The following is a 24221-nucleotide window of genomic DNA, read 5'->3' on the forward strand; positions in this document are numbered from 1 at the left end:
GCTCGCGAGACGATCGGCTCCGTGCTGGGTGTCACCGTCGAGAGGACGTCACACGCGGCGGCTTCGGCGATCGAGCCGGCGCGGACGTCGAACCGATCCGAGAAGGTATCGACGAACGCGTCGACCGCATCGCTATCCAGATCGGAGACGACGACTTCCTCAATCGGGCGGATCTCGGCGATCGCCTCCAGTTGCATGTACGACTGGACGCCCGCGCCGACGAGCCCCATGCTCCGCGCCTCGGGGATGGCGAGTCGATCGGTGGCGACGGCGGCCGCGGCACCGGTGCGTTTCATCGTGAGCTCGGTGCCGTCCATGATCGCGAGCGGGACGGCAGTCTCGGGGTCCGAGTAGATCATCGTCCCGATCACAGTGGGGAGATCGAACTTCTCGGGGTTGTCCGGGTGGACGTTGACCCATTTGATGCCGGCGGCGTCCCACTCGCCGGCATCCATGTAGGCCGGCATCGAGCGGAAGTCGCCGTTGTACCGATCGAGTTCGATGTAGGATTTCGCCGGCATCAGCGCGTCGCCGCGTTCGTAGGCCGCGAACGCGTCGCCAACGGCGTCGATGACCTCGTCCATCCGCGCGTTCGCGTCGACCCCCTCGCGATCCAGCAGAACTGTTTCCATGCCGGCGGTATCTGCGCCGCCGTCTTAACTCCACCACCTCCGGAAGGGGGCGTATGCCGACGACAAAGTATTTGTCACGATGGCTGTGAACGGAACCCATGCGACGAACGTCCGTGGCGGTGTTGCTGTCGGTACTGGTCGTTCTCGCCGGCTGTTCCGGCGTGTTCGGCGGGAGCGACGAGTCGGCCGAAACGGTTACGCCGGCCGCGGTGCCGACCGACGAGCCGACGCCCACGCCGATGCCGGAACTGGCCCCGGGCGTCACGAAGCGGGGAATCGAGGACCCGCGTGCGCTCATCGCCGCCCATCGCTCGTTCCTCCAGAACCGGTCGTTCACCCAGCGATCGAGTTCCACGGCGCTGGCCGCGAACGGTTCGGCGATCCTCCAAACGACCGGAACGCTGCGAGTGGGAGCGACGGGAGCGGTTCGCTACGTGTCAAATCGCAGCGGCCCGTATTTCGCCACGGAGCGTGGATCGATCCCGACGCGCATCGTGGCGTGGTCGAACGACGGCAACTATTTCGTCCAGCAGACGTTCGCGAACGGGACGACGACCTACAGCCATCCTCCGGGCAGACGGACGGGAATGCAGTTCGCGCTCGGAACGCTTCCGACGATTCTCGGGGCGCTCGACACCGGCAACACGACGATCACCGATCGCCGCAGCGAGAACGGGACGACGCTCTACCACGTCAACGGGACCATCGACACGAGACGGCAGCCCAACACGAGCGTGAGACTGCTCGTCGATTCGCGCGGCGTCGTTCGCGAATATTCGACGGTTCGGCAAGCTCCCGCCAGTTCGGCCGTCACGAAGAGCATCACGGAGAACCGACTCGTCGCCATTAACACGACCGGGACGCCCGAGCGGCCGTCGTGGGTCGCAACCGCGAAAAATCGAACCACACCGACGGCGGACGGTCAGAATCGAACGGTCGGATGAGAATCGACGGCACACCCGACTAGGATTGCCGTAGCTACTGAGATGAGATTGAAAACAGCGTTCGTGCGGTCGCGGTGCGGTTTTGCGGTTGCGGTGCGGTTTTTCCCCAAGTTTTTGCATCACTCGCGGGCCTTCGGCCCGCGAGTGATGCAAAAAGTGGGTTTACATCATGCCGCCCATGCCACCCATACCGCCCATTCCACCCATGCCGCCCATACCGCCGGGTGCGCCGCCGGGGCCGCCCTCGTCGCCGTCGCCCTCGGTCGTGAGGTCGCCGGCGGAGATGATGTCGTCGATCTTGAGCACGAGGTTCGCGGCCTCGGTGGCGCTCGAAAGCGCCTGCTCTTTGGCGTGGGCCGGTTCGACGACGCCCGCCTCGAAGGTGTTCTCGACTTCGCCGTCGAAGACGTTGAGGCCAGCCTGCTCGTCGCCGGATTCGTGGGCCGAGCGGAGATCGACGAGCGTGTCGATCGAGTCAAGGCCGGCGTTCTCGGCCAGCACTCGGGGAACGAGTTCGAGCGAGTCGGCGAACGTCTCGACGGCGAGCTGCTCGCGGCCGCTCACGGAGTCGGCGTACTCGCGCAGGCGGGCGGCGACTTCGACCTCGACCGCGCCGCCGCCGGCGAGCACGCGCCCGTCGGAGACGGTCTGGGCGACGACTTCGAGCGCGTCGGTGATGCCGCGTTCGAGCTCGTCGACGATGTGGTCGGTCGAGCCACGGAGGAGAAGCGTCACGCCGTGGGACTGGTCGCCCTCGACGTAGAACAGCTCCTCGTCCTCGTCGCGCGTCACCGAGCCGGTGCCGAGGTCGGCGCTGGTGGCGCTGTTGAGGTCGGAGACGATCGAGGCACCGAGCACTTCCTTCAGGAACTCGATGTCGGATTTCTTCGCGCGGCGGACGGCCAGGATGCCTTCCTTGGCGAGGTAGTGCTGGGCGAGGTCGTCGATGCCCTTCTGGCAGAAGACGACGTCGGCGCCGGTCTCTTTGATCTGTTCGACCTTCTGTTTGAGCTGTTCGTCCTCCTGATCGAGGAACTGCTGGAGCTGGTCGGGATCGGAGAGGCTGACCTGCGAGTCGACGTTGGCCTCCTCGACCTCGACGGCCTCGCTGAGCAGGAGCACCGAGGCGTCCTCGACGTCGGTCGGCATCGTGTCGTGGACCGGGTCCTTCGAGATGACCGCGCCGTCGAGCAGTTCCGAGTCGCTCGCGGACTCGCCGGTCTGGGTTTCGATGTTGACGAACTCGAGATCGACGATGCTCTCGCCGGCGTCGTTCTCGACGGTCACGTTCTGGACGGCGTCTACGATGAGCTGGGCGAGCTGTTCCTTGTTCAGCTCCGCGCCCTTGCCCGTCATCGAGGTCTCGGCGACCTTCTTGATCCGGTCGGTGTCGTCGGCGTCGATCTCCTCGGAAACGTTGCCGATCTCCTCTCTGGCTTTCTCGCTGGCCAGATGGAACCCGCGGATGATCGCCGTCGGGTGGATGTCCTGTTCGATGAGCTCCTCGGCGTTCTTCAGAAGTTCGCCCGCGACCGCGACGGCGGTCGTCGTCCCGTCGCCGGCCTCGTCCTCCTGTGTCTCGGCAACCTCGACGATCATCTCGGCGGTCGGGTTGTTGATGTCCATCTCCGTCAGGATGGTGACGCCGTCGTTCGTGACGGTGACGTCGCCCATCGAGGAGACGAGCATCTTGTCCATCCCTTTCGGCCCGAGCGTCGATCGGACCGAGTCCGCTACTGCCCGCGCCGCGTCGATGTTGTGCGACTGTGCGTCCTCGTCCTTGACGCGCTGGGAGTCGTCACCCATGATGATCATGGGCTGGCCCTGCATTCGCTGACTCATGATTCACCGGACGATTGAATGTGCTTCTATATAAAAGCAGCTATCCGTTCCGGGGTTCGTCACACGCTCGAACGAAGGCAGTGAGGGCGAACCGGCCGGCTCGACGCCCGTATCGCCCACTGCGTGATAGGCGTTAACACTAGTTCATCGATCGAGACGGCCGTTGCGGGACGCGTTTATATCCCGACGAATCACTCGATCGGCTCTTTCCAGTGGACGACGACGGACCCCACGACGAAATCGTCACGGGTGTCGGCATCGCGCACGAACCGGACCGTGTTCTCGCCAGCTTCGAGATCCGCACCCGTGATGGGGTCCATCCAATACTGCCAGCCCGGTGCGGGCGGGATGTCGAACCCAGTGAGCGCGTCGCCATTGACGACGATCTCGTGGCCGTAGCTTCCGACCTCGAACAGCTGGCATTCGAGATACGCCTCCGTGGCCGACTCGGCTGGCACGGTGAACTCCTCTGTGGAGGAACGATGGTTTCCGACGAACTCGGCCCAGGGTACATCGAGTCCGTCGGAACTCTCGCCGAGATGTTCCTGGAAGTCGAGCAGCGCGTAGTTCGCACGGGTCCGGGTGTCGCTCATCACTCGACACTCGTCGGTCACGGGATTAAACCTACGGTCCGGATCGACTTTCGCGCGAAAATGAACCCACCAGTCCTGCTTCGTTCCGTTTCTCATAGAAACACGGTCGCAGCGAAGCCGCTCCCTGCTCTGCTTCGCTCGTCACGTCCGTTCCTCGCAGAAGCGCCGGGACGGGGATTTGAACCCCGGATCCCAAAGGGAACACGCTTTCCAGGCGTGCGCCTTACCACTCGGCCATCCCGGCTCGTTCGTAACTACCGGAGTCGCGGGTTAAGACCTTTCGCTCCGGGCCAGCCAGCCCTCGAACAGGTAGCTCGCTCCGCTGGCGACGATCCAGACGATCGCCGCGATGGCGAGTTTGACCAGCAGGCTGATCCCGGGGGCAGCGACGAGTTCGTAGCCCTGCGCGAGCACGAGGAAGGCGAGCGCGCCGACCGCACCCCACAGCAGGCTCGCTTTCGTTCGCGGACGCATCAGTCCGCGAGCGCCGCGATATCGGCGTGAGCCACTCAGACGAGCACCTCTGGTGCGTAGCCGTTGGCTTCGAGCGCGTCGAGCAGCGTCGCGACGTGCTCTTCGCCCCGGGTTTCGAGATCGATCGCGACTTCGGTGGCGGTCATGCCGCTGTCGCGGGAGGTGCGATCGTGCTGGATGGCGTAGATGTTCGCACGCTCGTCGGCGATGATCTCGACCAGGCGTTCGAGCGACCCGGGCTGGTCGGGAAGCGTCGTCCGAAAGCGGAGATAGCGGCCCGATTCGACCAGTCCGCGCATGATCACCGTCCGGAGCATGTTGAGATCGATGTTGCCGCCACAGAGAACGGGAACGATGACCTCGTCCTGACTATAGTCGAACGCCTCGGCGAGGATGGCGGCCATCGGCACCGCACCGGCCCCCTCGATGAGCGTCTTCGAGCGTTCGAGTAGCGTCGTGATCGCGACGGCGATATCGGGATCGGAGACCGAGACGACCTCGTCGACGCGCTCCTCGATGATCGGGAACGTCCGCTCGCCGACCCGGCGCGTCGCGATGCCGTCGGCGATCGTGTCGACGCCGTCGAGCTCCTGAACTGATCCCTTTTCGAGCGACTGGGCGACGCTCGACGCGCCCTCGGCTTCGACACCCACGACCCGCGTATCGGGTGATCTTGCTTTGACTGCGGTGGCGATACCGGCGATGAGTCCGCCGCCGCCGATGGGGACGACGACGGTCTCCACGTCCGGGCAGTCCTCGACGATCTCCAGACCGATCGTCCCCTGACCGGCCATCACGGTCGGATCGTCGAACGCGTGGACGTAGGTCCGGTTCTCGTCGGCCTCGATCTCGTGGGCGCGGGCCTGGGCCGCATCGTAGTCCTCGCCGTGGAGGACGACCTCGGCCCCGTAGCTCCGCGTCGCTTTCACCTTCGCGATCGGGGCGTGTTCGGGCATCACGACCACGCTATCGACGTCGGCGCGCGTGGCCGCGAGCGCCACACCCTGAGCGTGATTGCCCGCGCTCGCGGTCACGACGCCCGCCGCCTGCTCCTCGTCGGTGAGCGTGGCGATGCGGTTCGACGCGCCGCGGATCTTGAACGAGCCGGTGCGCTGGAACACTTCGAGTTTGGGATGGACCGCCGCGCCCGAGAGATCGGAGAACGAGTAGGAGTGTTCGAGCGGCGTGTGGCGGGCCACGCCGTCGACGCGCTCGCGCGCCTCACGGATATCGTCGAGACCGAGCATACGACGATTCCGTCGCTCGGCGGTATAGTTCTTGCTGGAAGCGGCGGTGGAGGGCCGCCGAAGCGTGTGACGCACCGATGCTCCGTCGCGGGTGTTCATCAATGTCCGGAAAGCGGAGTGAAAGTGAACGTGTTGGCCGCGGTGCCGTGGCGGCCGCGGCTGCGGTCGCGGCCGTGGTGCAGTTGCGGTGGCGGCGCTGTGCGGTCCCTGGCGTCTCGGCGAGCGACGCGAGCCGAGGCTCAGGAGAGCTTGCTCTCCTGGCGGATGAAGGGCGAGGCGCGCGAGCGACCGTAGGGAAGCGAGTAGCGAACGAAGTGAGCGCGTGCCGAGGGCTTCGACGGTGTGGAGACGGGTGCTGTGCGGTGTGGTATGCGTGGCATCCGTGCGAACGAACGTGAGCGCGGTTCACCGTGAACGAGCGCGAAGCGCGAGTGAACGGGAGTTTTTTAGTCCAGGTTTTTGGAAGGGGTTTGAGCGCGAGCGAACAGAGTGAGCGAGCGCGAGGACCCCTTGTAAAAAAGTGGGTTTCTAGTCGCTCTGGATGCGCGGTGCGAGCATGTAGGTGACGCTCCCGTCGGCTTCGGCGACGTCGAAGTGGAGTTTGACGGGGAACTCTTCACCGAGGTCGATCGTGACCTCGGCGTCGCCGGGGATGGCCTTGTTCATGTCCTTCAGGTAGTCGAGGCTGAACAGCGAGTGGGCCGGACCGACGGTGAGGTCGATGAGGTCCTCGGTATCGAGTTCGAAGTGGACGTCGTCGGTGTCGCCTTCGGCGTCGACGTAGAACTGTTCGGCGTCCTCGGCGACGCCGAGGGCGATGTGATCGGAGACCATGTCGGCGGCTTTGACCGCACGATTGATGTCGCGACCTTCGAGGACGATCTTCGCCGGGAGGTCGAGGTCGGGGATGTCGGGCTCCTGACGGACCGATTCGGGATCGATGAGCGCGAGCGTGTACTCCAGCCCGTCGATCGAGATGTGGAGCTTGCGGGTTTCCTCGTCGAGTTCGAGGTGGACGAGATCGTCGCTGCCGGCCATGCCCGCGATGTCCTGGAGTCGGGAGAGGTTCACGCCGATGACGCCGCCGTCGGCCTCGTACGATTCGAAGGCGTCGGCCGAGAGAGTCAGATCGACCATTCCGACGTTCGCTGGGTCGACGGCTCGAATGGCGATCTGGTCGTCGTCGAGGTGGAGCTTGCACTCCTCGACGAGCACGCTGACGGAGTCGAGGGCCGTTCTGAGCGTCCCCGCACTCACGATGGCGTTGAACATGGCTCCGGTACGACCAGCCGGGTTATAAAAGATGTGCGTTCGACTCGTCGAACGAACCGAGCGAAGGGCGTTTACGCGCCCGTAGAGTAGTCACGCGGGATGGCGCGCCGGGACGAATACTACAACAAGGCAAAACAGCAGGGCTACCGCTCACGGTCGGCCTACAAACTCCAGCAGTTGGACGAGACGGCGGATCTCTTCGCCGACCGCAGCACCGTCATCGACCTGGGCGCGGCACCCGGCGGCTGGCTCCAGGTCGCGGCCGAGCGCGCACCCGAGGGTCGCGTCGTCGGCGTCGACCGCCAGCGCATCGAGGCGATCGACGGCGTCGAGACCCGCCGTGGCGACCTCACCGACGAAGACGTCAGAGCGGAGTTGAAGGCCGACGTCGGCGAGGCGGACGTCGTGCTCTCCGATATGGCCCCGAACATGAGCGGCGAGTACAACCTCGATCACGCGCGCTCGGTCCATCTCGCCCGTCAAGCCCTCGATGTCGCTCGCGAGGTTCTCACGCCGGGCGGCGATCTCGTCGTGAAGGTGTTCGACGGCCGCGATCTCGACGATCTGGAGGCCGACATCGAGGAGGCGTTCGAGTACGTCCGGACCGTGCGACCCGACGCCTCGCGCGACGAGTCCTCCGAACTCTACCTGGTCGGCAAGGGTCGCATGACCGCCCCGGTCGAGGTCGGCGACGAACTGACGGTCGAGATCACCGCCACCGGCGAGGAGGGCGACGGGATCGCCAAGATCGACGAGTACACCGTGTTCGTCCCCGACGCCGAGAAGGGCGACCGAGTGCAAGTACGCATCGCGGACGTGAAACCGCGCTTCGGCTTCGCCGAGCGCGTCGACTGAGGCCGCACAGCCCTCGAATCGGCGATCGTCGCGATAGTTCGATCTCCAGTCGAAACGAAGGGGTTCGTGTCGGCGGAATCGAATGCATGCGGTCGATTACTGGGTCCGGAACGCACGGTCGCCGGCGTCGCCGAGCCCCGGGACGATGAAGCCGTTCTCGTCGAGACGTTCGTCGATGCTCACGGTGAGGAGGTCGGCCTCCGGGAACCGTTCGCCGACCCGAAGCAGGCCGTCGGGCGCGCTGACCGCCGAGAGGACGAACAGATCCTCGGGCTCTGGCGCATCGGCGAGGACGTGCTCCAGTACCGTGCACATCGTCGAGCCGGTGGCGAGCATCGGATCGGCGACGATCACGGTGTCCTCGGCGGTGATTTCGGGGAGTTTGGTGTAGTCGATGGTGATGGGGAACTCGCCGTCGGTCATGCCGGCCTCCTCGTCGCGTCCCGCGGAGATGACGCCCTGTTTGGCCCGGGGGAAGGCCTTCAGCAGGCCCTCGACGAACGGCGTCGCCGCGCGGAGGACGTTGACGATGACGACGTCGTCGAGACCCTTGACGCGCTCGCCGGTGGTCTCGGCCAGCGGCGTCGTGATCGAGACGTACTCGGTCTCCATCGCGCCGTCGATGATCTCGTAGCCACAGATGCGGCCGAGTTTGACGAGTCCTTTCCGGAAGGCGACCTGTTCCATGTCGGCGCTTCGCAGTCGTGAGAGCGTGTCTCGCGCCAGTGCGTGCGTGATGAGCGACGCCGAATCGCGCTCGGAGATGGGCATGGTAGAGCGGGTTCCCCCGCGCGTATAAAATCATCTCATCAGCCACCGCCTCAACGCAGCACGGCCAGATAAGTGACGAGCGCGACCACCAGCGTCGCGAGCGCCGCCGTCCGCAGCGAGAAGGCGAGCACGCCGAGCAGCGAGAGCCCCCACACGACGACCGTGCCGAACACCGCCGAGAGCAGCAGATCGAGCACGAGCAGGACGCGGATATCACCGTCCGAAGCCATCATTTGCGATGGTAGGCGCGAGAAAATAGCCTTTTCGACAAGGCTGTGCACAAAACCCGCGTGCCACATCAGATGATTGTTAGAAATTAACCCCCATCAATTGAAGTTAGCCGGATAGTATACGTTGCATAGTGAGTCTGATGCCAAAGGATGATTTCAGGACAATATTGAATGAAATCCGTGGTAATCTTCCAATCCTGCTAGCTTATGGATTCGTCATATTATTGATTATCTGGGCAGTTTTGGAGTGGTTAGGAATAACAAATTGGATTGCATACTCACTCCCCCTATCCAGCCCAAATTTCGCTCAGATAGCAAGTGGTATTGGCTCGGTTATTCTATCATTTGGATTGCTATTGCTGTACGACAGACAGACGCAGATTCAGAGACGACAGACGAACATACAGGAAAATCAAGAATCTCTAATGGAACAGCAATTCACACCATATATTACAGGAGAAGTTGCACCCTTCAATATTGCTTCGGCTCAGTTTCAGATACGAAATACAGGGAACGGTCCAGCATATGATGTTGAAGCAAAATGGGATATTGGAAACGAGACACGGATATGGCGAATTCCAAGTTTGCCACCCGGCGAAGATTATGGATTCCCAGTAGTTGTAGATGGAGGAAATTGGCTATTAGGTATAGGAGAGATCCAGGAATATTTAGAAGAACATGACGCTTCTTCGGTAATTGACTATACAATTACTTGCGAAACACGTTTTGGTGAAAAACAGACATTCGAAAAATCAGTTGACTTTAGTTCACTCATTGCTCGCTCAGAATCTGATGAGATTTGGTCAAATAGTCCATTAGAAGAGATCAGCAATGATATGAGCAAGATTCAACGTGATGTTCGAAAAATGAGGAGGTATGAGCGAAATTCAGATCGTGCTTCCGATTGGCAGCACCGAATTCAGCAAACGGAAACGATACGGAAATTAGTATGTGAACACGAAGAATTGACGGTGAACCAACTGGCCGAATTAACCAATATTCGCGAGAGAGATATTGACAATCATCTTCAATCCCTTGATGCGTCAGGTGCGCTCTGTTATGATGGAGACAACAGTATAGCCACAATTGATAGGGGATTACAACCCGATACCACCCTAAGTGAATTCTAAGTGTCTCAGAGGTCGAGTACACAACTATTGCACGCTCGCCAGTTATGTGCGATATGTGGTAGTAGAACGACTCAATACGATGTCGTCCATCTCAGATTTGAGAAGCCAGGACGGATAAGACTGTGTGAAGGATGTTTTGAAAGCGTGACTGATGACGGGGCTACTCAGCAATGTGGAATGTGCAACCGAGGTGCCGAGTACGGAACATGGCGACTAGAACGTTACGACACTTATAGCCAAGTTGACGCACAGTCGATGAAGCGTGTTCCAGACAATTGGTTGTTTTGCGAGATTCACTTTCGGGAGCTCGTGAACAAAGTTGATTCTCGTCCTCGACAGACTCGCCTCTACGAATTTTGCTAAGCCGGATCTGCTAGAGTAGCCACAACCAATTGAAATACGAGACAGAAGATATTTTCAGTAACACAGAACAAGTTCTACTGGATACGAGGAGTCGCATGCTCACCTTGTCTTTTCTACATGTATTTCCTGATAGCGTGAAAATGACCAGCGGGTTATACAGTCTTGGTACCAATCATCAGTATGAAGCTCACGAACCGCCACGGGACGCCGGTCGATCCGGTGCCGTTTCTCGTCGTCTCGTCGCTCGCCTTCCTCGTGAGCTTCTCGTACGGGCCCATCTACCTGCTGGCGCTCGGGCTCTCGCTACCGATCTCGATCGCCGTTTCGACGATCCTCTTCGTGTGTGCCACGGGTACTGCCTACCATCAGATGGTGCTGACGACGCGCCCGGAGCTACGCGGCGAGATACCGCCCGAGCGACGCCTCCGTCGGCTGATCTACGCGGCCGCCGTCCTCCTGGCGCTGCTCGCGCTGCTATCGCTGCCGTTTTTGGTGCCCTGACTCGTGGGAACTGTATGCGCGAGGTCAGCGCGTCGCGGTTCGTCCGGGCGACGCCGGCGACCGTCGAGCGCGCGCTCACACCGCGGTCGCTCGTCGAATACGAGGGCAGCTTCACCGTCTACGAGGTCGAGGACACCGACGAGGGCTGGCTCGTCATCGCCGGTTCGCGCGGAGTCGAACTCGCACTCGCCTTCGAACTCGATGATGAGGGGCTGACCTACGAACAGCGCGGCGACGGCCCGCTGGAAACGCTCGAAACGACGATCACGTACGAGCCGAAGGACCAGGGCACCAGCGTCCGGATGCGCTCACGAGTGAGTTCGGGCCTTCCCCTTCCTATCCTCACCGACCGCGTGGCCGCCTGGAAGCGCCGCGGCGAGCTCCAGCGGGCACTCTCCCGGCTCGCCGACGACGTGGAGTGAGGGTCGAATGATATGCTGTTCGAGTGCTCGCCCTCCGCGACCGGCTGTACCTGCTGAACGGATGGATCGCCGAGTCGGCGGTCGTTTAAGTGCGTGCGAGTCGTTCTCGTGTCATGGCGCTCGCAGACCGCATCGCAACGTACCGCGAGATCGTCGAGGAGTGGCTCCACGGGCTCTATCACGGGATGATCGAGGGACCGGCGTTCGAGCTGATCGAGAAGGAGGCCGAGGACACCGACGACGTGTTCATGCTCGCCTGTTTCGCCGACGCCTTCGGGATCCCGAGCCCCGTCTCCTACTACACCGCCGAACTGCTCCCCTACCTCGCCGAGGAGTTCCAGGGCTGGGAGCGCCGGCTCTGGGATCGCGACACGCTCATCGAGCGCAAGGGCCAGCAGTACCACTTCTGATGCGGTGGCAAACGTGAGGGAGTTCGTCTTCTTCGGCGGCAAGGGCGGCGTCGGCAAGACCACCGTCTCCTGTGCGTACGCACTCAAATGCGCTCAGGCAGGCCTCGACACGCTCGTGGTCTCGACCGATCCGGCCCACAGCACCGCCGACGTGTTCGATCAGGAGTTCGGCGACGAACCCCGCTCCGTCGAGGGTCACGACGGGCTCTCGGCGATGGAGATCGATCCCGACGAGGAGGTCTCGGAACACCTGCTGGAGACCAAGCGCGCGCTCGCCGACCAGGTGAGCCCCGCGATGGTCAACGAGATCGACAGACAGATCGAACTCGCCCATCAGACGCCCGGTGCGTACGAGGCCGCGCTGTTCGACCGGTTCATCGACGTGATGCGTGACAGCGATCACGACCGCGTCGTCTTCGACACCGCGCCGACGGGCGGCGCGCTCCGTCTGCTCTCGCTGCCGGAGTTCCTCGACGACTGGATCGCCCGCCTCATCGACAAGCGCACCGAGAGCATCGATCTCTACGAGCGGGCGGCCATCGGCAATCGCGAGGCCCGCCGGCGGATCGAGGACGATCCGATCATCGAGCGCCTGCGCGAGCGAAAGGAGATGTTCGAGTTCGCCGGGCACGCGCTCCGCGAGCGGGCGACCTTCTTCCTCGTGCTGAACCCCGACGAGCTCTCGCTGCGCGAGACATCTCGCGCGCTCGACGATCTCGACGAGTACGGCCTCTCGGTTGGCGGATTGCTCATCAATCGCCTGACGCCCGAGCCCGACGGCGACGAGGACGGTCGTGGCGCGCGCTATCTCCGCGAACGCTGTGCGAACGAGCGCGAGCGCGTCGCGACCGTGCGCGAGGAGTTCGCCCCGCCGGTGCGTGGGACGATCGAGACCCGCGTCGCCGAGATCAAGGGCGATCTGCTCGCCGAGGTCGCGGCCGAACTCGACATCGAAGTCGCGACCGAACCGACCCCCTGACCGCGATTCTTCCGGGGTGTGATCGTCGATACCGAGGCCAACGTTTAAGTCGTCGTTTTCCATTGTTTATTGTGGACAACTACCATGCAGGTACTCTGGCTCGTCCTCCTGACGCTCGTCACGTTCACGATCGGCTACGTCGGCTACTCACGCTATCTCGCGCGGTTCGTCGATCTCGACGATGATCGCGAGACGCCGGCCCACAAGTATCGTGACGGCCAGGAGTACGTCCCCTCACAGCGGTCGGTACTGCTCGGGCATCACTACTCGTCGATCGCCGGCGGTGCGCCGATCGCCGGTCCGATCACTGCGGCAGCGGCCTTCGGCTGGCTGCCGGCGATCCTCTGGATCGCCGTCGGCAACCCACTCTTCGGCGCGGTCCACGACTTCATGTCGCTGTCGTCGAGCATGCGCCACGAGGGAAAGTCGATCGGCTACATCATCGGCGAATACGTCGGCGAGCGGGGCAAGGATATGCTGCTCTGGTTCGCGTTCCTGACGATCATCCTCGTCATCGCGGCCTTCGCCTTCCTCATCGGCAGCATCTTCGACGCGTTCCCGCAGGCGGCGACGGCGTCGGTGCTCTACATCGCGCTCGCGGTCGTCTTCGGGATCTATCTCTACCAGTTGAACCTCCCCTTCCTTCCGGGAGCGGTGGTGTTCGTCGCGGCGGTGTTCGCCGGCGTCTGGGTCGGGCTCGAATACCCGATCGCGCTGGCCGCCCGCGAGGGGCTGCCCGCCGGCACGATCGTCCTGTTCGGGAGCGCGCTCGACTGGCTACCACTTGCGGGAGCGATCAATCCGAACGTGGCCGCCTGGATTCTCGTGACAGTCCTCTACGCGTTCGCCGCGAGCGTGCTCCCGGTGTGGGTGTTGCTCCAGCCGCGCGATTTCCTCACGTCGAGCCTGCTCTACACCGGCGTCGGCGGCATGCTGCTCGCGGTGATCGTCGGCTCGATCATCGGCTTCACTCCCGTGGACGTCGTGGTGCCGGCGGCGGGCATCGACGTGACGGTGAGTTCGCTCGAAACCCAGATCGCAGCCTTCACCGGCTTCGTCCACCCCGCGCTCGGCCCGATCTTCCCGTTCCTGTTCGTCACGATCGCCTGCGGGACGATCAGCGGCTTCCACTCGCTGGTCTCCTCGGGGACGACGGCCAAGCAGTTGAACAGGGAGAGCGACGCCCGACCGATCGGCTACGGTGCGATGCTCGGCGAGGGACTGCTCGCGGTGACGGCGGTCATCGCGGTCTCGATCATCGCCACCTCGACTGGATCGCTCGACGCGGCGCTCGTTACCTTCCCGGCCGGCGGTGGCGCGCTGCTCACGGCGCTCGGCATCCCGATGCTCGCGGCGGCGGCGTTCATCGGGCTGGTGTTCGCGAGCTTCCTGCTGACGAGCACCGACACCGCGGCGCGATTGGGTCGCTACATGCTCGAAGAGATCGTCGGCACGCCCGAGACGAGCACCCAGGAGCTCGCGGTCAACCGCTACGTGAGCACCGGCATCCTCGCGATCGGTGGCTACGCGCTCGTCGCCAGCGGCACGTGGGAGAACATCTGGCCGCTCTTTGGCGGTGCGAACCAGACGCTCGCCGCGCTCGCACTGCTGGTCGCGACGGTCTGGCTCGCCAACTGGAGTGACAACAAGCAGCTCATCAGCACGGGCGTGCCGCTCGTGTTCATGATCGGCGTCACGATCGTCGCACTGCTGTGGATCGGCGTCGTCCGCAATCCACAGACGATCCTCGCGGGTGAGGCCGGCGGGACGGTCGCGGCCGCATCGCTCGCGCTCCAGAGTGTGGTGGCACTCGTACTCGTCGGACTCACGCTGGGACTGCTCTATCTCGGCGTCACCAACGTCAGAAACGTCCGTGGCGACGCGGGCACCGCCGTCGCCGACGGGGGTGAGAGAACCGACGGTTCTCGAACGGCGCGGGAGCTTCGCTCCCGCGAGCCGGGCGAGCGGCGAAGCCGCGAGCAGACGTCGGAAGACGAGGGAAGCGAGTCTTCCGGAAGTGAGCCGGGCGACGACTGAACCGCGTTACGCGCCGACGACCAGCGCCAGCCCGCGATACAGGCCGAATCCGACGCCGAGCGTTCCGACGAGCGTGCCGAGCCAGGCGAGCACGGTGAAGCCGATCTTGCGCGACGAGACGCCCGCCGAGCCCACGACGAGACCGCTGCCGATGACGCCGCCGATGATGACGTTGTTGAACGAGAACGGGATCCCGAGCGCGATGGCGGTCTGGGCGATGAGAAAGCCGGGGATCAGCGCCGCGATCGATCGCCGAACGCCGAGCTGTGAATACTCGCGCGAGACGGCCTGGAGCAGGCGTGGCGATCCCATCCAGGCACCGAGGAGGATGCCGAGCGCCCCGAGCCCGAGCAGGACGATCCCGGGCGTTCCGAACGAGTCGAACAGCGGCTCCAGCGGGCCGGTGGCGAGCCCGACCTGGCTGCCGCCGGAGGAGAACGCCACGATCGCACCGAGACCGATCAGGAACTTCCTGATGCCGGCGTCCACCGAGCGACGCATCTCGCGGCGTACGAAGACGAAGACTAGGACACCGACCACGAGGCTCGTACCGAACGCGAACGCGTCGTACGACCCGAACAGCGCCGGCGCGCCGCCGAGCAAGCGCGAGAGGTAGTCCGCGAGCGTCCCCGTCCCGCTCGCGGCAGGGATGAACGTAAACTCGACGTTCGCGAGAACGAAGCCGACGACGGCGCTGAGAAGCGACACGCTGAGTTCCTCGGGGACGTCTTCGCGGCGCAGTAGGGTCGCCGTTACGTAGGCGATCGTCGCTGAGACGAACGGCACCGCCACCCAGAACAGGCCGAGTCGCTGGTAGGTGTCGTAGGCGGGCGCGCCGCCGAGGGCAAGCCCTGTACCGACGACCGCACCCGTCGTGGCGAACGCCGCAGGGATGGGGTAGCCGGTGCGGACGCCGATCGCGATGAACCCTGCCGCCGTCAGGAGGGCGGCGATCGCGGCCAGCGGCGAGATCGAAACACCGTCGATGAGCCCCTTGCCGACCGTCTCGGAGATGCTGCCGCCCTGTGCGAGCGCGCCGAGCGCGGCGAACGTCCCGATGAAGAAGGCCGCACGCATCGTCGGGAGCGCGTTCGCGCCGACCGCCGGGGCGAAGGGTGGCGAGTTCGACGAGGCACCGAGCGCCCACGCCATCCCGAGGCTCGCGAGCACCGCCGCGCCGGCCACGAGCAGCGACGCCGACGCCTGGAGGACGATCGTCACCGGTGGCATCCCGAGAACCATACTGTCCGCGCGAACGCTCCGACGACCGACGAACATCGACACATGCCGACCATTATCATGATTTTCCGCGGAGGGAAAAAGCGTTGTCGCTCGGCGACACAAAAGACCTATGCGCGCGAGGCGGCCAGTCCGGGCCATGAGCCGGACGGAATCGGCCGTCGACGTCGCTTTCGGCGACGACGGGCTGGTGACGGTCGTCGCCCAGGACGCGAGCTCCGGGGCGGTGCTGATGGTCGCCCACGCCTCCCCAGAGGCCGTCGAGCGCACCCGCGAGACGGGGTTCGCCCACTACTACTCCCGCAGCCGCGACGAGCTCTGGCAGAAAGGGGAGTCGAGCGGTCACGTCCAGCACGTCGAGGAGATACGGGTCGACTGCGACGGCGACGCGCTCCTCTATCGCGTCAGCCAGGAGGGCGGGGCCTGCCACACCGGCCACGAGAGCTGTTTCTACCGCACGCTCGACGGCGATACCGTCGGCGAGCGCGTCTTCGATCCCGACGCAGTGTATGACTGAGAGTACGGCCGAACTCGCCGAGGAGCTCGCCGCGGCACACGAGTCCTGCGAGGAAATCGACGCCGAGATCGCCGAACACGGCGAGGCAGAACTCGAAACGCTCGCCGACGCCCACGACCGCGCGACGACATTGCTCGATAGCTACGAGGATCGCGCCACCGGCACGGGCGATTTCGAGGGGTTCATCGAGTTTCAGGAGTCGTTCGACGAACTCGTCGACTCGCTCGACGACGAGATACCCCTGCGGTCGGCGTTCGAGGACGCGAACGATCGTTTCGACAAGCGTCGACTCTCGGCGAGCGATTTCGCGGCCGCCCGTGAGGAACTCACGCCGGTCGCCGACCGCGTCGAACTGCTCGGCAAGCGTGCACGACGCCGCGAGCGTTATCGGGAGGCGCGCCGGCACGCGGTCGTCCGCCGCGACGAACTCGACGAGGAGATCGCCGAACTGGAGCGCCTCGCCTCGCTCTCGAACGTCGATCTCGATGCGCCGATCGCCGAGCTTCGAGAACCCGTCGAGAACTACAACGAACGGGTCAGGGCGGCGTTTCGACGGTTCAGGAACGAGGCGAGCGCGCGCGACGTCCTCCGGTTCGTCGAGCGCACCGAACAGTACCCGCTCGTGGAGTTTCGCTCGCCGCCGGACGACCTCCGCGAGTACGTCGAGACGAGCCCCGTCGGTACTGAATCGCTCACGCAGCTGCTCGACTACGCCGACTACTCGCCGTCGAAGCTCGCCCACTACGTCGACGATCCCGAACGACTCCGGAAGAACGTCGCCATCCATCGGAGCTATCTCGACGGGCTCGACGCGACGGCGCTCGAGATCGGCTGGCCACCGCCGCCCGCCCTCGACTGTCGCTTCCGCCTGAACGAACTCGTCTCGGTCGTCGGCCGGTTCGCGCCGGACGACGTGGTGAAAACCCTCCACGAGCTCCGTGCATTCACCCGCGAGGAGCGCTACGGACAGCTCCAGCGCGCCGCGACGGCTCGCGAAGAGCTCACGGAGCGCGAACGCGAGCGTCTCGCCGCCGGCACGGTCGAGGACGAACTGGCGAGTGCAAGAGCGGATCGTAAGCGGCTCGTAGAGGCGCTCTCATCCCATCCCGGCCCCTGATCAGCCGTCGAGCGCGCGATCGAGTCGGTCGCCGATGCCGTCGGCGAGTTCGTGGGCGCGCGCTTCGGTGCGCGCTTCGGTGTAGATGCGCACGAGCGGTTCGGTGCCGCTCTCGCGGACGAGCAGCCAGGCATCGCCGAAGTCGAGTCGGTAGCCATCGGTGTCGTTCAGTTCGCCCTCGCTCTCGTCGGCGTACGCTGCGGCCGCGGCGAGCAGCGTCGCACGGTCGGCGTCGCTCTCGTAGCCGACGGTCGTCCGCACGTTGTGATAGCCACCGACCGCCTCGACGACCGCGCTCGCCGAGCGATCGGCGAGCAGTTCGAGGAAGCGAGCGGCGGTGTACGCGCCGTCGCGAGCGAGGCGGTGGTCGGGAAAGAGCACGCCACCGTTGCCCTCGCCGGCGATCGGCACCGAAACGCCGTCGTCGTGGAGTTCGCGAACCCGCGAGATGATACGCGTGCTCCCGACGGGCGTGAGTTCGAGGGTCGCGCCCGCCTCGCTGGCGACGTCGACCAGTCGTTGTGAGACCGTCACCGCCGAAACGGTGCTATCGCCGTCGTCGAGCGTCGCGTCGGCCAGCACCGCGAGCGTCGCGTCGCCCTCGATGTAGTGCCCGTACTCGTCGAAGAAGATCGCCCGATCGGCGTCGCCGTCGTGGGCGATGCCGACGTCGGCGTCGGTCGCGCGCACCAGTTGACCGAGGTCCGTGAGATGTTCCGGCACCGGTTCGGGATCGCGCCCTGGGAAGCTCCCGTCGCGCTGTGCGTTGACCGTGTGGACCTCGCAGCCGAGTTTCCTGAACAGCTCCGGACTCGTGAGCGACCCCGCCCCGTGTCCGGGATCGAGCGCCACAGTGAGATCGGCCGCGGCGATGCGCTCGCGATCGACGGCCGCGACGACCTCCTCGATATACTCGCGGCGCGCGCTCGTCACCCGCCGGGTGTTCCCCGTTTCGTCCCAACGAGCGTGCTGGAACGTCCCGTCGTCGAGCAGTTCCTCGACCCGCTCTAGCCGGTCGACGCCGAACTCGACACCATCGCTGCCGACGAGTTTGATCCCGTTGTACTGTGGCGGGTTGTGCGAGGCGGTGATCATCACCGCCGGCACCCCCTCGCGCTCGGCGTACGACTGCAGAGCCGGCGTCGGCAGCGCACCCAGCCGATCGACGTCGCTGCCGGCACTCGCGAGCCCGCTCGCCGTCGCGTCGGCGAGCATCTCGCCCGTCGCGCGCGTGTCTCGCCCGACGGCCGCCTGTCCATCGACGAGCGTCCCGACAGCCAGCCCGATCCGCAGACAGAGCGTCGGCGTCACCTCCTCGTTCGCGACCCCGCGAATCCCACTCGACCCGAACAGTTGCATTCGAGTCACCTGACGGCCCGACTCACAAATCGCTTCCGACCCACCTTTTTGCTGCGGGGGATCGCGCGCTTCGCGCGCTCAACCCCTTGCAAAATCTGGACCAAAAACTGCCGCTCACTCGCGGTGTTCTCGTGAACGACCGTAGGGAGTGAACGAGAGCCAGAGAGGCGCTTTGCGTCTCTCGTGAACCGCGCTCGTTTCACTCGCGCGGACATCAACCCATCCGTCCGCACAGCACCGCCTCCGCCGAAGCCCTCGGCGCGCGCTCACTCCGTTCGCTACTCGCTCCCTGCGGTCGCTCGCGCGCCTCGCCCTTCATCCACCAGGCACCGCACCGCAGCCGCCGGCGCGGCCGCGCCGGAACGCTTTCGCCGTTCGGCGTGCGCATCCGGGCATGAGCAGCATCGACGAAAAGCGCGTCCACGGCGCGAACACCGAGTCGACAGCGCTGTTCGTCGCCAGCGACATCGGCCTCACCCGCGTCTCGGTCGCCGGTGAGCGCGTGGGCGAGATCGAACTCCGCGATCGCCGCTCCGTCCACGACCTCGCGTTCGACGAAAAGCTAGCTGTCGCCACCGACGAGGACGTACTGATCGGCAACTCGCTCGCGGAGTCGGGATTCGGCCCGGCGACGGCCGTCGGCTTCCACGATGGACTCGTCGCCGCCGCCCCAGACGGACGGGTCGCACACCGAATCGACGACGAATGGCACGACGTGGACACCGTCGAGACGGTTCACGCGATCGACGGCGACCTACTCGCCACCGATGGTGGGGTCTACCGGCTCACGGACGACGGCCTCTCCCGCGCGGGTCTCGACGCGGTCCGCGACGTCGCCGTCGGGGACGGCGTCCCACGGGCTGCGACGGCCACTGGACTCTACCGCCTCGGCAACGGCTGGATGGACGATCTCGACGGCGATTTCCGGACGGTAAGCGCCGACATCGACGGCGAGCGAGCACACGCTGCGACGACGGACGACTTCTACACCCACGATGGCGACGAGTGGCGAACCATCGATATCGGAAAACCGATCGCAGCGGTCGCGTACGCGGGACTGGTCTACGCCGTCGCGACGGACGGAACGCTGCTCGTCGGGACCGACGACGGCTGGCGCGATCACCCCCTCGGGATCGGCGAGCCACACGCGCTCGTCGCGGCGGATCGAAACCCGGTTTAACTGGCCGTCACAGGAGCACACATGATCGTCAGCGCCTCCGGCTCCCAATCGCTCGCCAGCGCGCTCGCGACGGCGCTCGACGAGCCACTCGCCGAGACGACCTACGAGCGCTTTCCCGACGGCGAGCTGCAGGTTGCGGTGCCGGGATTCGACGCCGAACGCGCGATCGTCGTCTGCTCGACCGCGACGAGCGACGCCCACATCGAAGCGCTCCAGCTCCAGGACGCCGTCCGCGAGGCGGGCACAAGCGAGATCGTCACCGTGATCCCCTACATGGGCTACGCCCGTCAGGACAGAGCCTTCGAGTCCGGCCAGCCCGTCTCGGCTCGCGCGGTCGCGCGCGCACTGAGCACCGGCACCGACCATGTCGTCACCGTGAACCCTCACGAGGAATCCGTCGGTGACTTCTTCGACGTTCCCTGTGCCACCGTCGACGCCGCCGGACAGCTCGCCAACCCCCTGCCAGATCTCGACGACCCGGTGTTCATCGCCCCCGACGCGGGTGCGATCGAGCTCGCGGAAACAGTCCGCGACGCCTACGGAACGGGCGAAACGGACCACTTCGAGAAGACCCGTCACAGCAGCACGGACGTCGAACTCGAACCGCACACGGCGGACGTCACGGGACGCGACGTCGTGCTCGTCGACGACATCGTTGCCACCGGCTCGACGATGGCTGGAGCCGTCTCACATCTCAGCGACGACGCCCGGGTGTTCGTCACCTGCGTCCATCCGGTCTTCGCCGGCATGGCCAGAACGCGCCTCGCGCGCGCCGGCGTCGCGACCGTCTACGGGACGGACACGATCGAGTGCGCCGAGAGCGCCGTCAGCGTCGCGCCGGCCGTCGCCGCCGCGCTCGATTAGTCCGCCCGCGCTTCGGCGACCGGCACGATGGCGATCTCCACAGTCGTGTCCTCGATCTCCCACTCGCGTCGGTGGCCGTCCGCGACGTCGCCGAACGCCGCAGCCCTGACCTCCTCGCCGATGAGTGCCTCGTGCTCGCGGACGAACTCCGCCACGCGATCGTCGGCGACGTCGAGTTCGACCCTGATCTCGGCCTCCAGGTCGAGGTCCAGCTCCTTTCGCATCTCCTGGATCCGCCGGACGACATCGCGCGCGTAGCCCTCGCTCTCGACGTCCTCGGTGAGCGTCGTATCGACGTAGACCGTGCCGCCACCCTCCGCACCGAACGTGTCGGCAGCAACCCCGTCGGGCGTCTCGGTGACGATCTCGACCATCTCGTTCGTGAGTTCGACAGGTGTATCGAGCACGTCCGAAACGGCCGTTTCGAGCGCGTCCAGCGTCGGTTCTTCGACTCGTGCCTCGTTGAGCGCGGTCATGACGTCGCCCGACCGATCGCCGAACGCCGGTCCGAGCACGCTCATGTCCGCGCTGGCGCTGTATCGCAGTTCGCCCCATCGTTCGTCGGGACCGATCAGATCCACAGTCCTCGCGTTGAGCCGGTCGGCGACGATCGCCGACTGGGACTCCACCGCGTCGGCGACCGCCTCGCTCTCGGCGTCGACGACGACGCGCGTGACCGGCCAGCGGAGCTTGCGCTCGGCCTGCTGGCGCGCGGCCGAGCCGGCCTCCTCGACGCCGCGGGCGACCCGGACCTCGCGTTCGAGCGGTTCGTCGCGGAGCTCTTCGTCGGGTTCGGGCCAGTCACACATGTGGACCGTGTCGAACTCGTCGTCGCCGGTGAGCGTCCCATAGATTTCCTCGGCGGCGAACGGGGCATACGGTGCGAGCAGTGCGACGACCTCCCGGAGCACGCGGTAGAAGGTCGCGTACGCGGCGCGCTTCGAGGGACTGTCGGCTTCCTCCCACATGCGCTCGCGCACGCTCTGGACGTAGAAACGCGAGACGTCCTCGACGACGAAATCGAGCAGTGCGTGCAGCGCGCGGTCCTGCCGGAAGTCTTCCCACTCGTCGGTCATCTCCCCTTCGACGGTTTGCAGCCGCGAGAGCACCCACTCGTCCTCCCGTTCGAGAGTCACGTCGTCGAGTGAGACCTCGGTGGGATCGAACCCGTCGAGGCGCATGTAGGGGAGGGGGAAGCGGAAGACGTTCCAGAGGATGTTGAGGTTGCGCTGCATCGTCTCGGTCTCGTCCCACGAGAAGCGCATGTCGTCGCCCTGTGGCGTCACCGACAGGAGGAACAGCCGCATCGGGTCCGCACCGTACTCGTCGATGACCTCCTGGGGCTCGACGGTGATGTTCTTCGATTTCGACATCCCCCGCCCGTCAGGCATGTTGGCGTAGCCGTGCATCAGCACCTCCTTGTACGGAATCTCGCCGAGCGCTGCCGTCCCCATCCCCAACTGCGACCAGAACCAGCCCCGTGTCTGGTCGTGGGCCTCCATGATGAGGTCGGCGGGCCAGAGCTCCTCGAACTCGCCCTCCTCCTGGGGATAGTCGAGCGTTCCCCACGACGCGACCGAGGAATCGAGCCAGACGTCGAAGACGTCCGGAACGCGCGTGTAGGTCGTCCCCTCTTCGGTGATCGTGAGATCGTCGACGGTCGGACGGTGGAGATCGACCTCGTCGGGGTCGACGGTTTGGTCGGCGCGTTCGGCGAGCTCCTCGCGTGTGCCGATCACGACTACGTCGTCCATCTCGCCGGACCAGTCCTCGGGCGTCCAGATGGGGACGGGGATCCCCCAGTAGCGCTGTCTGGAGACGTTCCAGTCGGGCGAGCCCTCGATGAAGTCCCGAAAGCGGTTATCGCGCGCTTCCTGGGGATGCCACTCGGAGTCCTCGATGTTGTCGAGCATCTCCTCCTTCACGTCGGTGACGGTGACGAACCACTGATCGGTGGCGAGGAAGACGATATCCGTGTCACAGCGCCAGCATTGGCCGTAATCGTGGGCATAGGTTTCCTCGGCGAGCAGCAGTCCGCGCTCGTCGAGATCGGCGATGATTCCCTCGTTTGCGTCCCGGACGAACTCGCCGGCGTACTCGCCAGCCTCGTCGAGATAGACGCCGTCGCCGCCGACGGGACAGAAGATGGGTAAATCGAGCTCCGAGCCGCGCTCGAAGTCCTCCTGACCATGGCCGGGCGCGGAGTGGACGAGACCGGTTCTATCGACCTCGACGTAATCGGCGTGGTAGACTTCGCCAACGCCCTCCCCGTCGGGCCGGTCGGGTACCTCCTCGGCCAGCGGATGCTCGTATTCCCAGCCGAGCATTTCCTCGCCATCGAGCTCGTCGAGTACCTCGTAGTCGTCGTAGCGACCTTTCTTCAGGACTTCCTCGACGACTTCGGCAGCGAGATAGAGCACCTCCTCCTGGCCGTCCCTTTCCGCACGGACCTTCCGATACTCGACGTCCTCGTCGATCGCGACGAACTCGTTGGCGGGAACGGTCCACGGCGTCGTCGTCCAGATGACGAGGTTTCCCTCGCGTTCGCGGAGCGGGAACTCGACGTAGATCGAGGGGTCCTCGACCTCGTGATACTCGACCTCGTTCTTCGCGATGGCCGTCTCACACCGGGGACACTGGGTGATCGAACGCTTGCCCTGCTCGACGAGACCACGATCGGCAGCCTGTGCGAATCCCCACCACGCCGCCTCCATGTATTCGGGGTCGACGGTTTTGTAGGGGTTCTCCCAATCCATCCAGACGCCGAAGGACTTGAAATCCGACTGGAGTCCGTCGAGCTGTTCGTCGGCGTATGTCTTGCACTCCTCGATGAACGGCTCCATGCCGAACGCCTCGATGTCCTTCTTGTTGTCGAACCCCAACTTCTCCTCGACGCGGGTCTCGATCGGCAGCCCGTGCATGTCGTAGCCCGGCCGGTCGGTCACATTGTAGCCCTGCATCCGGTGATACCGGATGTAGGCGTCCTTCAGGGTCTTGTTCCACGTCGTCCCCATGTGGGCTGCACCCGACGTGTAGGGCGGCCCGTCGACGAAGAAGAAGTCCTCGCCGTCGGCGCGGTGTTGCTTGGTCTTGCGGTAGGCGTCGGTCTCGTCCCACTGCTCGAAGACGCGGCCCTCGACCGCATCGGGGTCGTAGCGGTCCGCGACCGGCTCGAACCTGCTCATGGCTCGCCTACCCGTGCAGGGACTAAAGGAGCCTCGGTTGTGCAGACCGGCCTGTCGA

The 24221-nt window shown here is 64.9% G+C and carries 24 protein-coding genes and 1 tRNA gene; 12 read left to right on the forward strand and 13 right to left on the reverse strand.

Annotated elements, in window-relative coordinates:
• Positions 1-632 (reverse strand): ornithine cyclodeaminase family protein (locus tag C451_RS09475; RefSeq protein ID WP_007740061.1); only part of this gene is annotated, 632 nt, incomplete at its 3' end.
• 98 nt (positions 633-730) lie between these two features.
• Here C451_RS09475 and C451_RS09480 point away from each other — a divergent pair.
• Positions 731-1576, forward strand: a complete 846-nt coding sequence (locus tag C451_RS09480; RefSeq protein WP_007740062.1) for a hypothetical protein — start codon at positions 731-733, stop codon at positions 1574-1576.
• A 162-nt stretch (positions 1577-1738) separates the two neighbouring features.
• On the opposite strand, the gene thsB is transcribed toward C451_RS09480, so the two are convergent.
• The 7 genes from thsB to C451_RS09510 all read right to left on the reverse strand — a co-directional run bounded on the left by thsB (position 1739) and on the right by C451_RS09510 (position 7004).
• A complete protein-coding gene (gene thsB / locus C451_RS09485; protein ID WP_007740063.1) occupies positions 1739-3391 on the reverse strand; it encodes a thermosome subunit beta in 1653 nt (550 codons plus the stop codon).
• A gap of 218 nt (positions 3392-3609) precedes the next feature.
• A complete protein-coding gene (locus C451_RS09490; protein ID WP_049913070.1) occupies positions 3610-4011 on the reverse strand; it encodes a DUF7383 domain-containing protein in 402 nt (133 codons plus the stop codon).
• Positions 4012-4174: 163 nt separating this feature from the next.
• Positions 4175-4255, reverse strand: a tRNA-Ser gene (locus C451_RS09495).
• A 26-nt stretch (positions 4256-4281) separates the two neighbouring features.
• Entirely contained in the window at positions 4282-4485 is a 204-nt protein-coding gene (locus C451_RS09500) for a hypothetical protein (protein ID WP_007740067.1), read from the reverse strand.
• A 35-nt stretch (positions 4486-4520) separates the two neighbouring features.
• A complete protein-coding gene (ilvA, locus tag C451_RS09505) occupies positions 4521-5732 on the reverse strand; it encodes a threonine ammonia-lyase (RefSeq protein ID WP_007740068.1) in 1212 nt (403 codons plus the stop codon).
• Between the two features lie 239 nt (positions 5733-5971).
• A complete protein-coding gene (locus tag C451_RS22625; protein ID WP_161605859.1) occupies positions 5972-6112 on the reverse strand; it encodes a hypothetical protein in 141 nt (46 codons plus the stop codon).
• A gap of 148 nt (positions 6113-6260) precedes the next feature.
• The gene (locus C451_RS09510; protein WP_007740069.1) at positions 6261-7004 is read right to left on the reverse strand and encodes a DNA polymerase sliding clamp; all 744 of its coding nucleotides are present in this window, start codon (positions 7002-7004) and stop codon (positions 6261-6263) included.
• Between the two features lie 99 nt (positions 7005-7103).
• Here C451_RS09510 and C451_RS09515 point away from each other — a divergent pair, with 99 nt between their 5' ends.
• Positions 7104-7859 carry a 23S rRNA (uridine(2552)-2'-O)-methyltransferase gene (locus C451_RS09515; protein ID WP_007740070.1) on the forward strand — a complete coding sequence of 252 codons (756 nt, stop codon included), beginning with the start codon at positions 7104-7106 and terminating at the stop codon, positions 7857-7859.
• A 96-nt stretch (positions 7860-7955) separates the two neighbouring features.
• Here the strand turns inward: C451_RS09515 and upp are convergent, their stop codons facing one another.
• Both upp and C451_RS09525 read right to left on the reverse strand, forming a co-directional pair.
• Positions 7956-8630, reverse strand: a complete 675-nt coding sequence (gene upp / locus C451_RS09520; RefSeq protein ID WP_004054081.1) for a uracil phosphoribosyltransferase — start codon at positions 8628-8630, stop codon at positions 7956-7958.
• Between the two features lie 50 nt (positions 8631-8680).
• Entirely contained in the window at positions 8681-8860 is a 180-nt protein-coding gene (locus C451_RS09525; RefSeq protein ID WP_007740071.1) for a hypothetical protein, read from the reverse strand.
• 140 nt (positions 8861-9000) lie between these two features.
• Here C451_RS09525 and C451_RS22055 point away from each other — a divergent pair, with 140 nt between their 5' ends.
• From C451_RS22055 to C451_RS09550, 6 genes are all read left to right on the forward strand, one after another.
• Positions 9001-9990: a hypothetical protein gene (locus C451_RS22055; protein ID WP_152420456.1), complete on the forward strand. Its 990-nt coding sequence runs from the start codon at positions 9001-9003 to the stop codon at positions 9988-9990.
• A 543-nt stretch (positions 9991-10533) separates the two neighbouring features.
• A complete protein-coding gene (locus C451_RS09530) occupies positions 10534-10854 on the forward strand; it encodes a hypothetical protein (RefSeq protein WP_007740072.1) in 321 nt (106 codons plus the stop codon).
• A 14-nt stretch (positions 10855-10868) separates the two neighbouring features.
• On the forward strand, positions 10869-11276 hold the full coding sequence (locus tag C451_RS09535) for an SRPBCC family protein (RefSeq protein WP_007740073.1): 408 nt from the start codon (positions 10869-10871) through the stop codon (positions 11274-11276).
• Between the two features lie 113 nt (positions 11277-11389).
• Positions 11390-11686: a hypothetical protein gene (locus C451_RS09540; RefSeq protein WP_007740074.1), complete on the forward strand. Its 297-nt coding sequence runs from the start codon at positions 11390-11392 to the stop codon at positions 11684-11686.
• 13 nt (positions 11687-11699) lie between these two features.
• Positions 11700-12665, forward strand: coding sequence for an ArsA family ATPase (locus C451_RS09545; protein ID WP_049913071.1), 966 nt, complete (start codon positions 11700-11702; stop codon positions 12663-12665).
• An 84-nt stretch (positions 12666-12749) separates the two neighbouring features.
• Positions 12750-14702 (forward strand): carbon starvation CstA family protein, encoded by a 1953-nt coding sequence (locus tag C451_RS09550; RefSeq protein WP_007740076.1) that lies wholly within the window; start codon positions 12750-12752, stop codon positions 14700-14702.
• Positions 14703-14708: 6 nt separating this feature from the next.
• Here C451_RS09550 and C451_RS09555 read toward each other — a convergent pair whose 3' ends face one another.
• Positions 14709-15932, reverse strand: coding sequence for an inorganic phosphate transporter (locus C451_RS09555; protein WP_049913072.1), 1224 nt, complete (start codon positions 15930-15932; stop codon positions 14709-14711).
• Positions 15933-16080: 148 nt separating this feature from the next.
• Between C451_RS09555 and hisI the strand changes: the two genes are divergently transcribed.
• A complete protein-coding gene (gene hisI / locus C451_RS09560; RefSeq protein ID WP_007740079.1) occupies positions 16081-16458 on the forward strand; it encodes a phosphoribosyl-AMP cyclohydrolase in 378 nt (125 codons plus the stop codon).
• A complete protein-coding gene (locus C451_RS09565) occupies positions 16451-17575 on the forward strand; it encodes a DUF7118 family protein (protein WP_007740083.1) in 1125 nt (374 codons plus the stop codon). The genes hisI and C451_RS09565 overlap by 8 nt, the downstream gene beginning before the upstream one ends.
• On the opposite strand, the gene glmM is transcribed toward C451_RS09565, so the two are convergent.
• Positions 17576-18934 carry a phosphoglucosamine mutase gene (gene glmM, locus C451_RS09570; protein ID WP_007740084.1) on the reverse strand — a complete coding sequence of 453 codons (1359 nt, stop codon included), beginning with the start codon at positions 18932-18934 and terminating at the stop codon, positions 17576-17578.
• Positions 18935-19328: 394 nt separating this feature from the next.
• Here glmM and C451_RS09575 point away from each other — a divergent pair, with 394 nt between their 5' ends.
• Both C451_RS09575 and prs read left to right on the forward strand, forming a co-directional pair.
• On the forward strand, positions 19329-20114 hold the full coding sequence (locus C451_RS09575) for an HVO_0234 family beta-propeller protein (protein WP_007740085.1): 786 nt from the start codon (positions 19329-19331) through the stop codon (positions 20112-20114).
• A gap of 21 nt (positions 20115-20135) precedes the next feature.
• On the forward strand, positions 20136-20978 hold the full coding sequence (gene prs, locus C451_RS09580) for a ribose-phosphate diphosphokinase (protein ID WP_007740086.1): 843 nt from the start codon (positions 20136-20138) through the stop codon (positions 20976-20978).
• Here the strand turns inward: prs and ileS are convergent.
• A complete protein-coding gene (gene ileS, locus C451_RS09585) occupies positions 20975-24163 on the reverse strand; it encodes an isoleucine--tRNA ligase (RefSeq protein WP_007740088.1) in 3189 nt (1062 codons plus the stop codon). The two genes, prs and ileS, sit on opposite strands and share 4 nt — an antisense overlap.
• Positions 24164-24221: the final 58 nt, after the last annotated feature.

Origin of the sequence: Halococcus thailandensis JCM 13552 (assembly GCF_000336715.1) — an archaeon.
Classification (GTDB): Archaea; Halobacteriota; Halobacteria; order Halobacteriales; family Halococcaceae; genus Halococcus; species Halococcus thailandensis.

Excerpts from the sequence above, each read along its gene's own strand:
- C451_RS09480 (WP_007740062.1), top strand. The coding sequence starts at position 731 with ATGCGACGAACGTCCGTGGCGGTGTTGCTGTCGGTACTGGTCGTTCTC.
- thsB (WP_007740063.1), bottom strand. The coding sequence starts at position 3,391 with ATGATCATCATGGGTGACGACTCCCAGCGCGTCAAGGACGAGGACGCA.
- C451_RS09490 (WP_049913070.1), bottom strand. The coding sequence starts at position 4,011 with ATGAGCGACACCCGGACCCGTGCGAACTACGCGCTGCTCGACTTCCAG.
- C451_RS09500 (WP_007740067.1), bottom strand. The coding sequence starts at position 4,485 with ATGCGTCCGCGAACGAAAGCGAGCCTGCTGTGGGGTGCGGTCGGCGCG.
- ilvA (WP_007740068.1), bottom strand. The coding sequence starts at position 5,732 with ATGCTCGGTCTCGACGATATCCGTGAGGCGCGCGAGCGCGTCGACGGC.
- C451_RS22625 (WP_161605859.1), bottom strand. The coding sequence starts at position 6,112 with ATGCCACGCATACCACACCGCACAGCACCCGTCTCCACACCGTCGAAG.
- C451_RS09510 (WP_007740069.1), bottom strand. The coding sequence starts at position 7,004 with ATGTTCAACGCCATCGTGAGTGCGGGGACGCTCAGAACGGCCCTCGAC.
- C451_RS09515 (WP_007740070.1), top strand. The coding sequence starts at position 7,104 with ATGGCGCGCCGGGACGAATACTACAACAAGGCAAAACAGCAGGGCTAC.
- upp (WP_004054081.1), bottom strand. The coding sequence starts at position 8,630 with ATGCCCATCTCCGAGCGCGATTCGGCGTCGCTCATCACGCACGCACTG.
- C451_RS09525 (WP_007740071.1), bottom strand. The coding sequence starts at position 8,860 with ATGGCTTCGGACGGTGATATCCGCGTCCTGCTCGTGCTCGATCTGCTG.
- C451_RS22055 (WP_152420456.1), top strand. The coding sequence starts at position 9,001 with ATGCCAAAGGATGATTTCAGGACAATATTGAATGAAATCCGTGGTAAT.
- C451_RS09530 (WP_007740072.1), top strand. The coding sequence starts at position 10,534 with ATGAAGCTCACGAACCGCCACGGGACGCCGGTCGATCCGGTGCCGTTT.
- C451_RS09535 (WP_007740073.1), top strand. The coding sequence starts at position 10,869 with ATGCGCGAGGTCAGCGCGTCGCGGTTCGTCCGGGCGACGCCGGCGACC.
- C451_RS09540 (WP_007740074.1), top strand. The coding sequence starts at position 11,390 with ATGGCGCTCGCAGACCGCATCGCAACGTACCGCGAGATCGTCGAGGAG.
- C451_RS09550 (WP_007740076.1), top strand. The coding sequence starts at position 12,750 with ATGCAGGTACTCTGGCTCGTCCTCCTGACGCTCGTCACGTTCACGATC.
- C451_RS09555 (WP_049913072.1), bottom strand. The coding sequence starts at position 15,932 with ATGCCACCGGTGACGATCGTCCTCCAGGCGTCGGCGTCGCTGCTCGTG.
- hisI (WP_007740079.1), top strand. The coding sequence starts at position 16,081 with ATGAGCCGGACGGAATCGGCCGTCGACGTCGCTTTCGGCGACGACGGG.
- C451_RS09565 (WP_007740083.1), top strand. The coding sequence starts at position 16,451 with ATGACTGAGAGTACGGCCGAACTCGCCGAGGAGCTCGCCGCGGCACAC.
- glmM (WP_007740084.1), bottom strand. The coding sequence starts at position 18,934 with ATGCAACTGTTCGGGTCGAGTGGGATTCGCGGGGTCGCGAACGAGGAG.
- C451_RS09575 (WP_007740085.1), top strand. The coding sequence starts at position 19,329 with ATGAGCAGCATCGACGAAAAGCGCGTCCACGGCGCGAACACCGAGTCG.
- prs (WP_007740086.1), top strand. The coding sequence starts at position 20,136 with ATGATCGTCAGCGCCTCCGGCTCCCAATCGCTCGCCAGCGCGCTCGCG.
- ileS (WP_007740088.1), bottom strand. The coding sequence starts at position 24,163 with ATGAGCAGGTTCGAGCCGGTCGCGGACCGCTACGACCCCGATGCGGTC.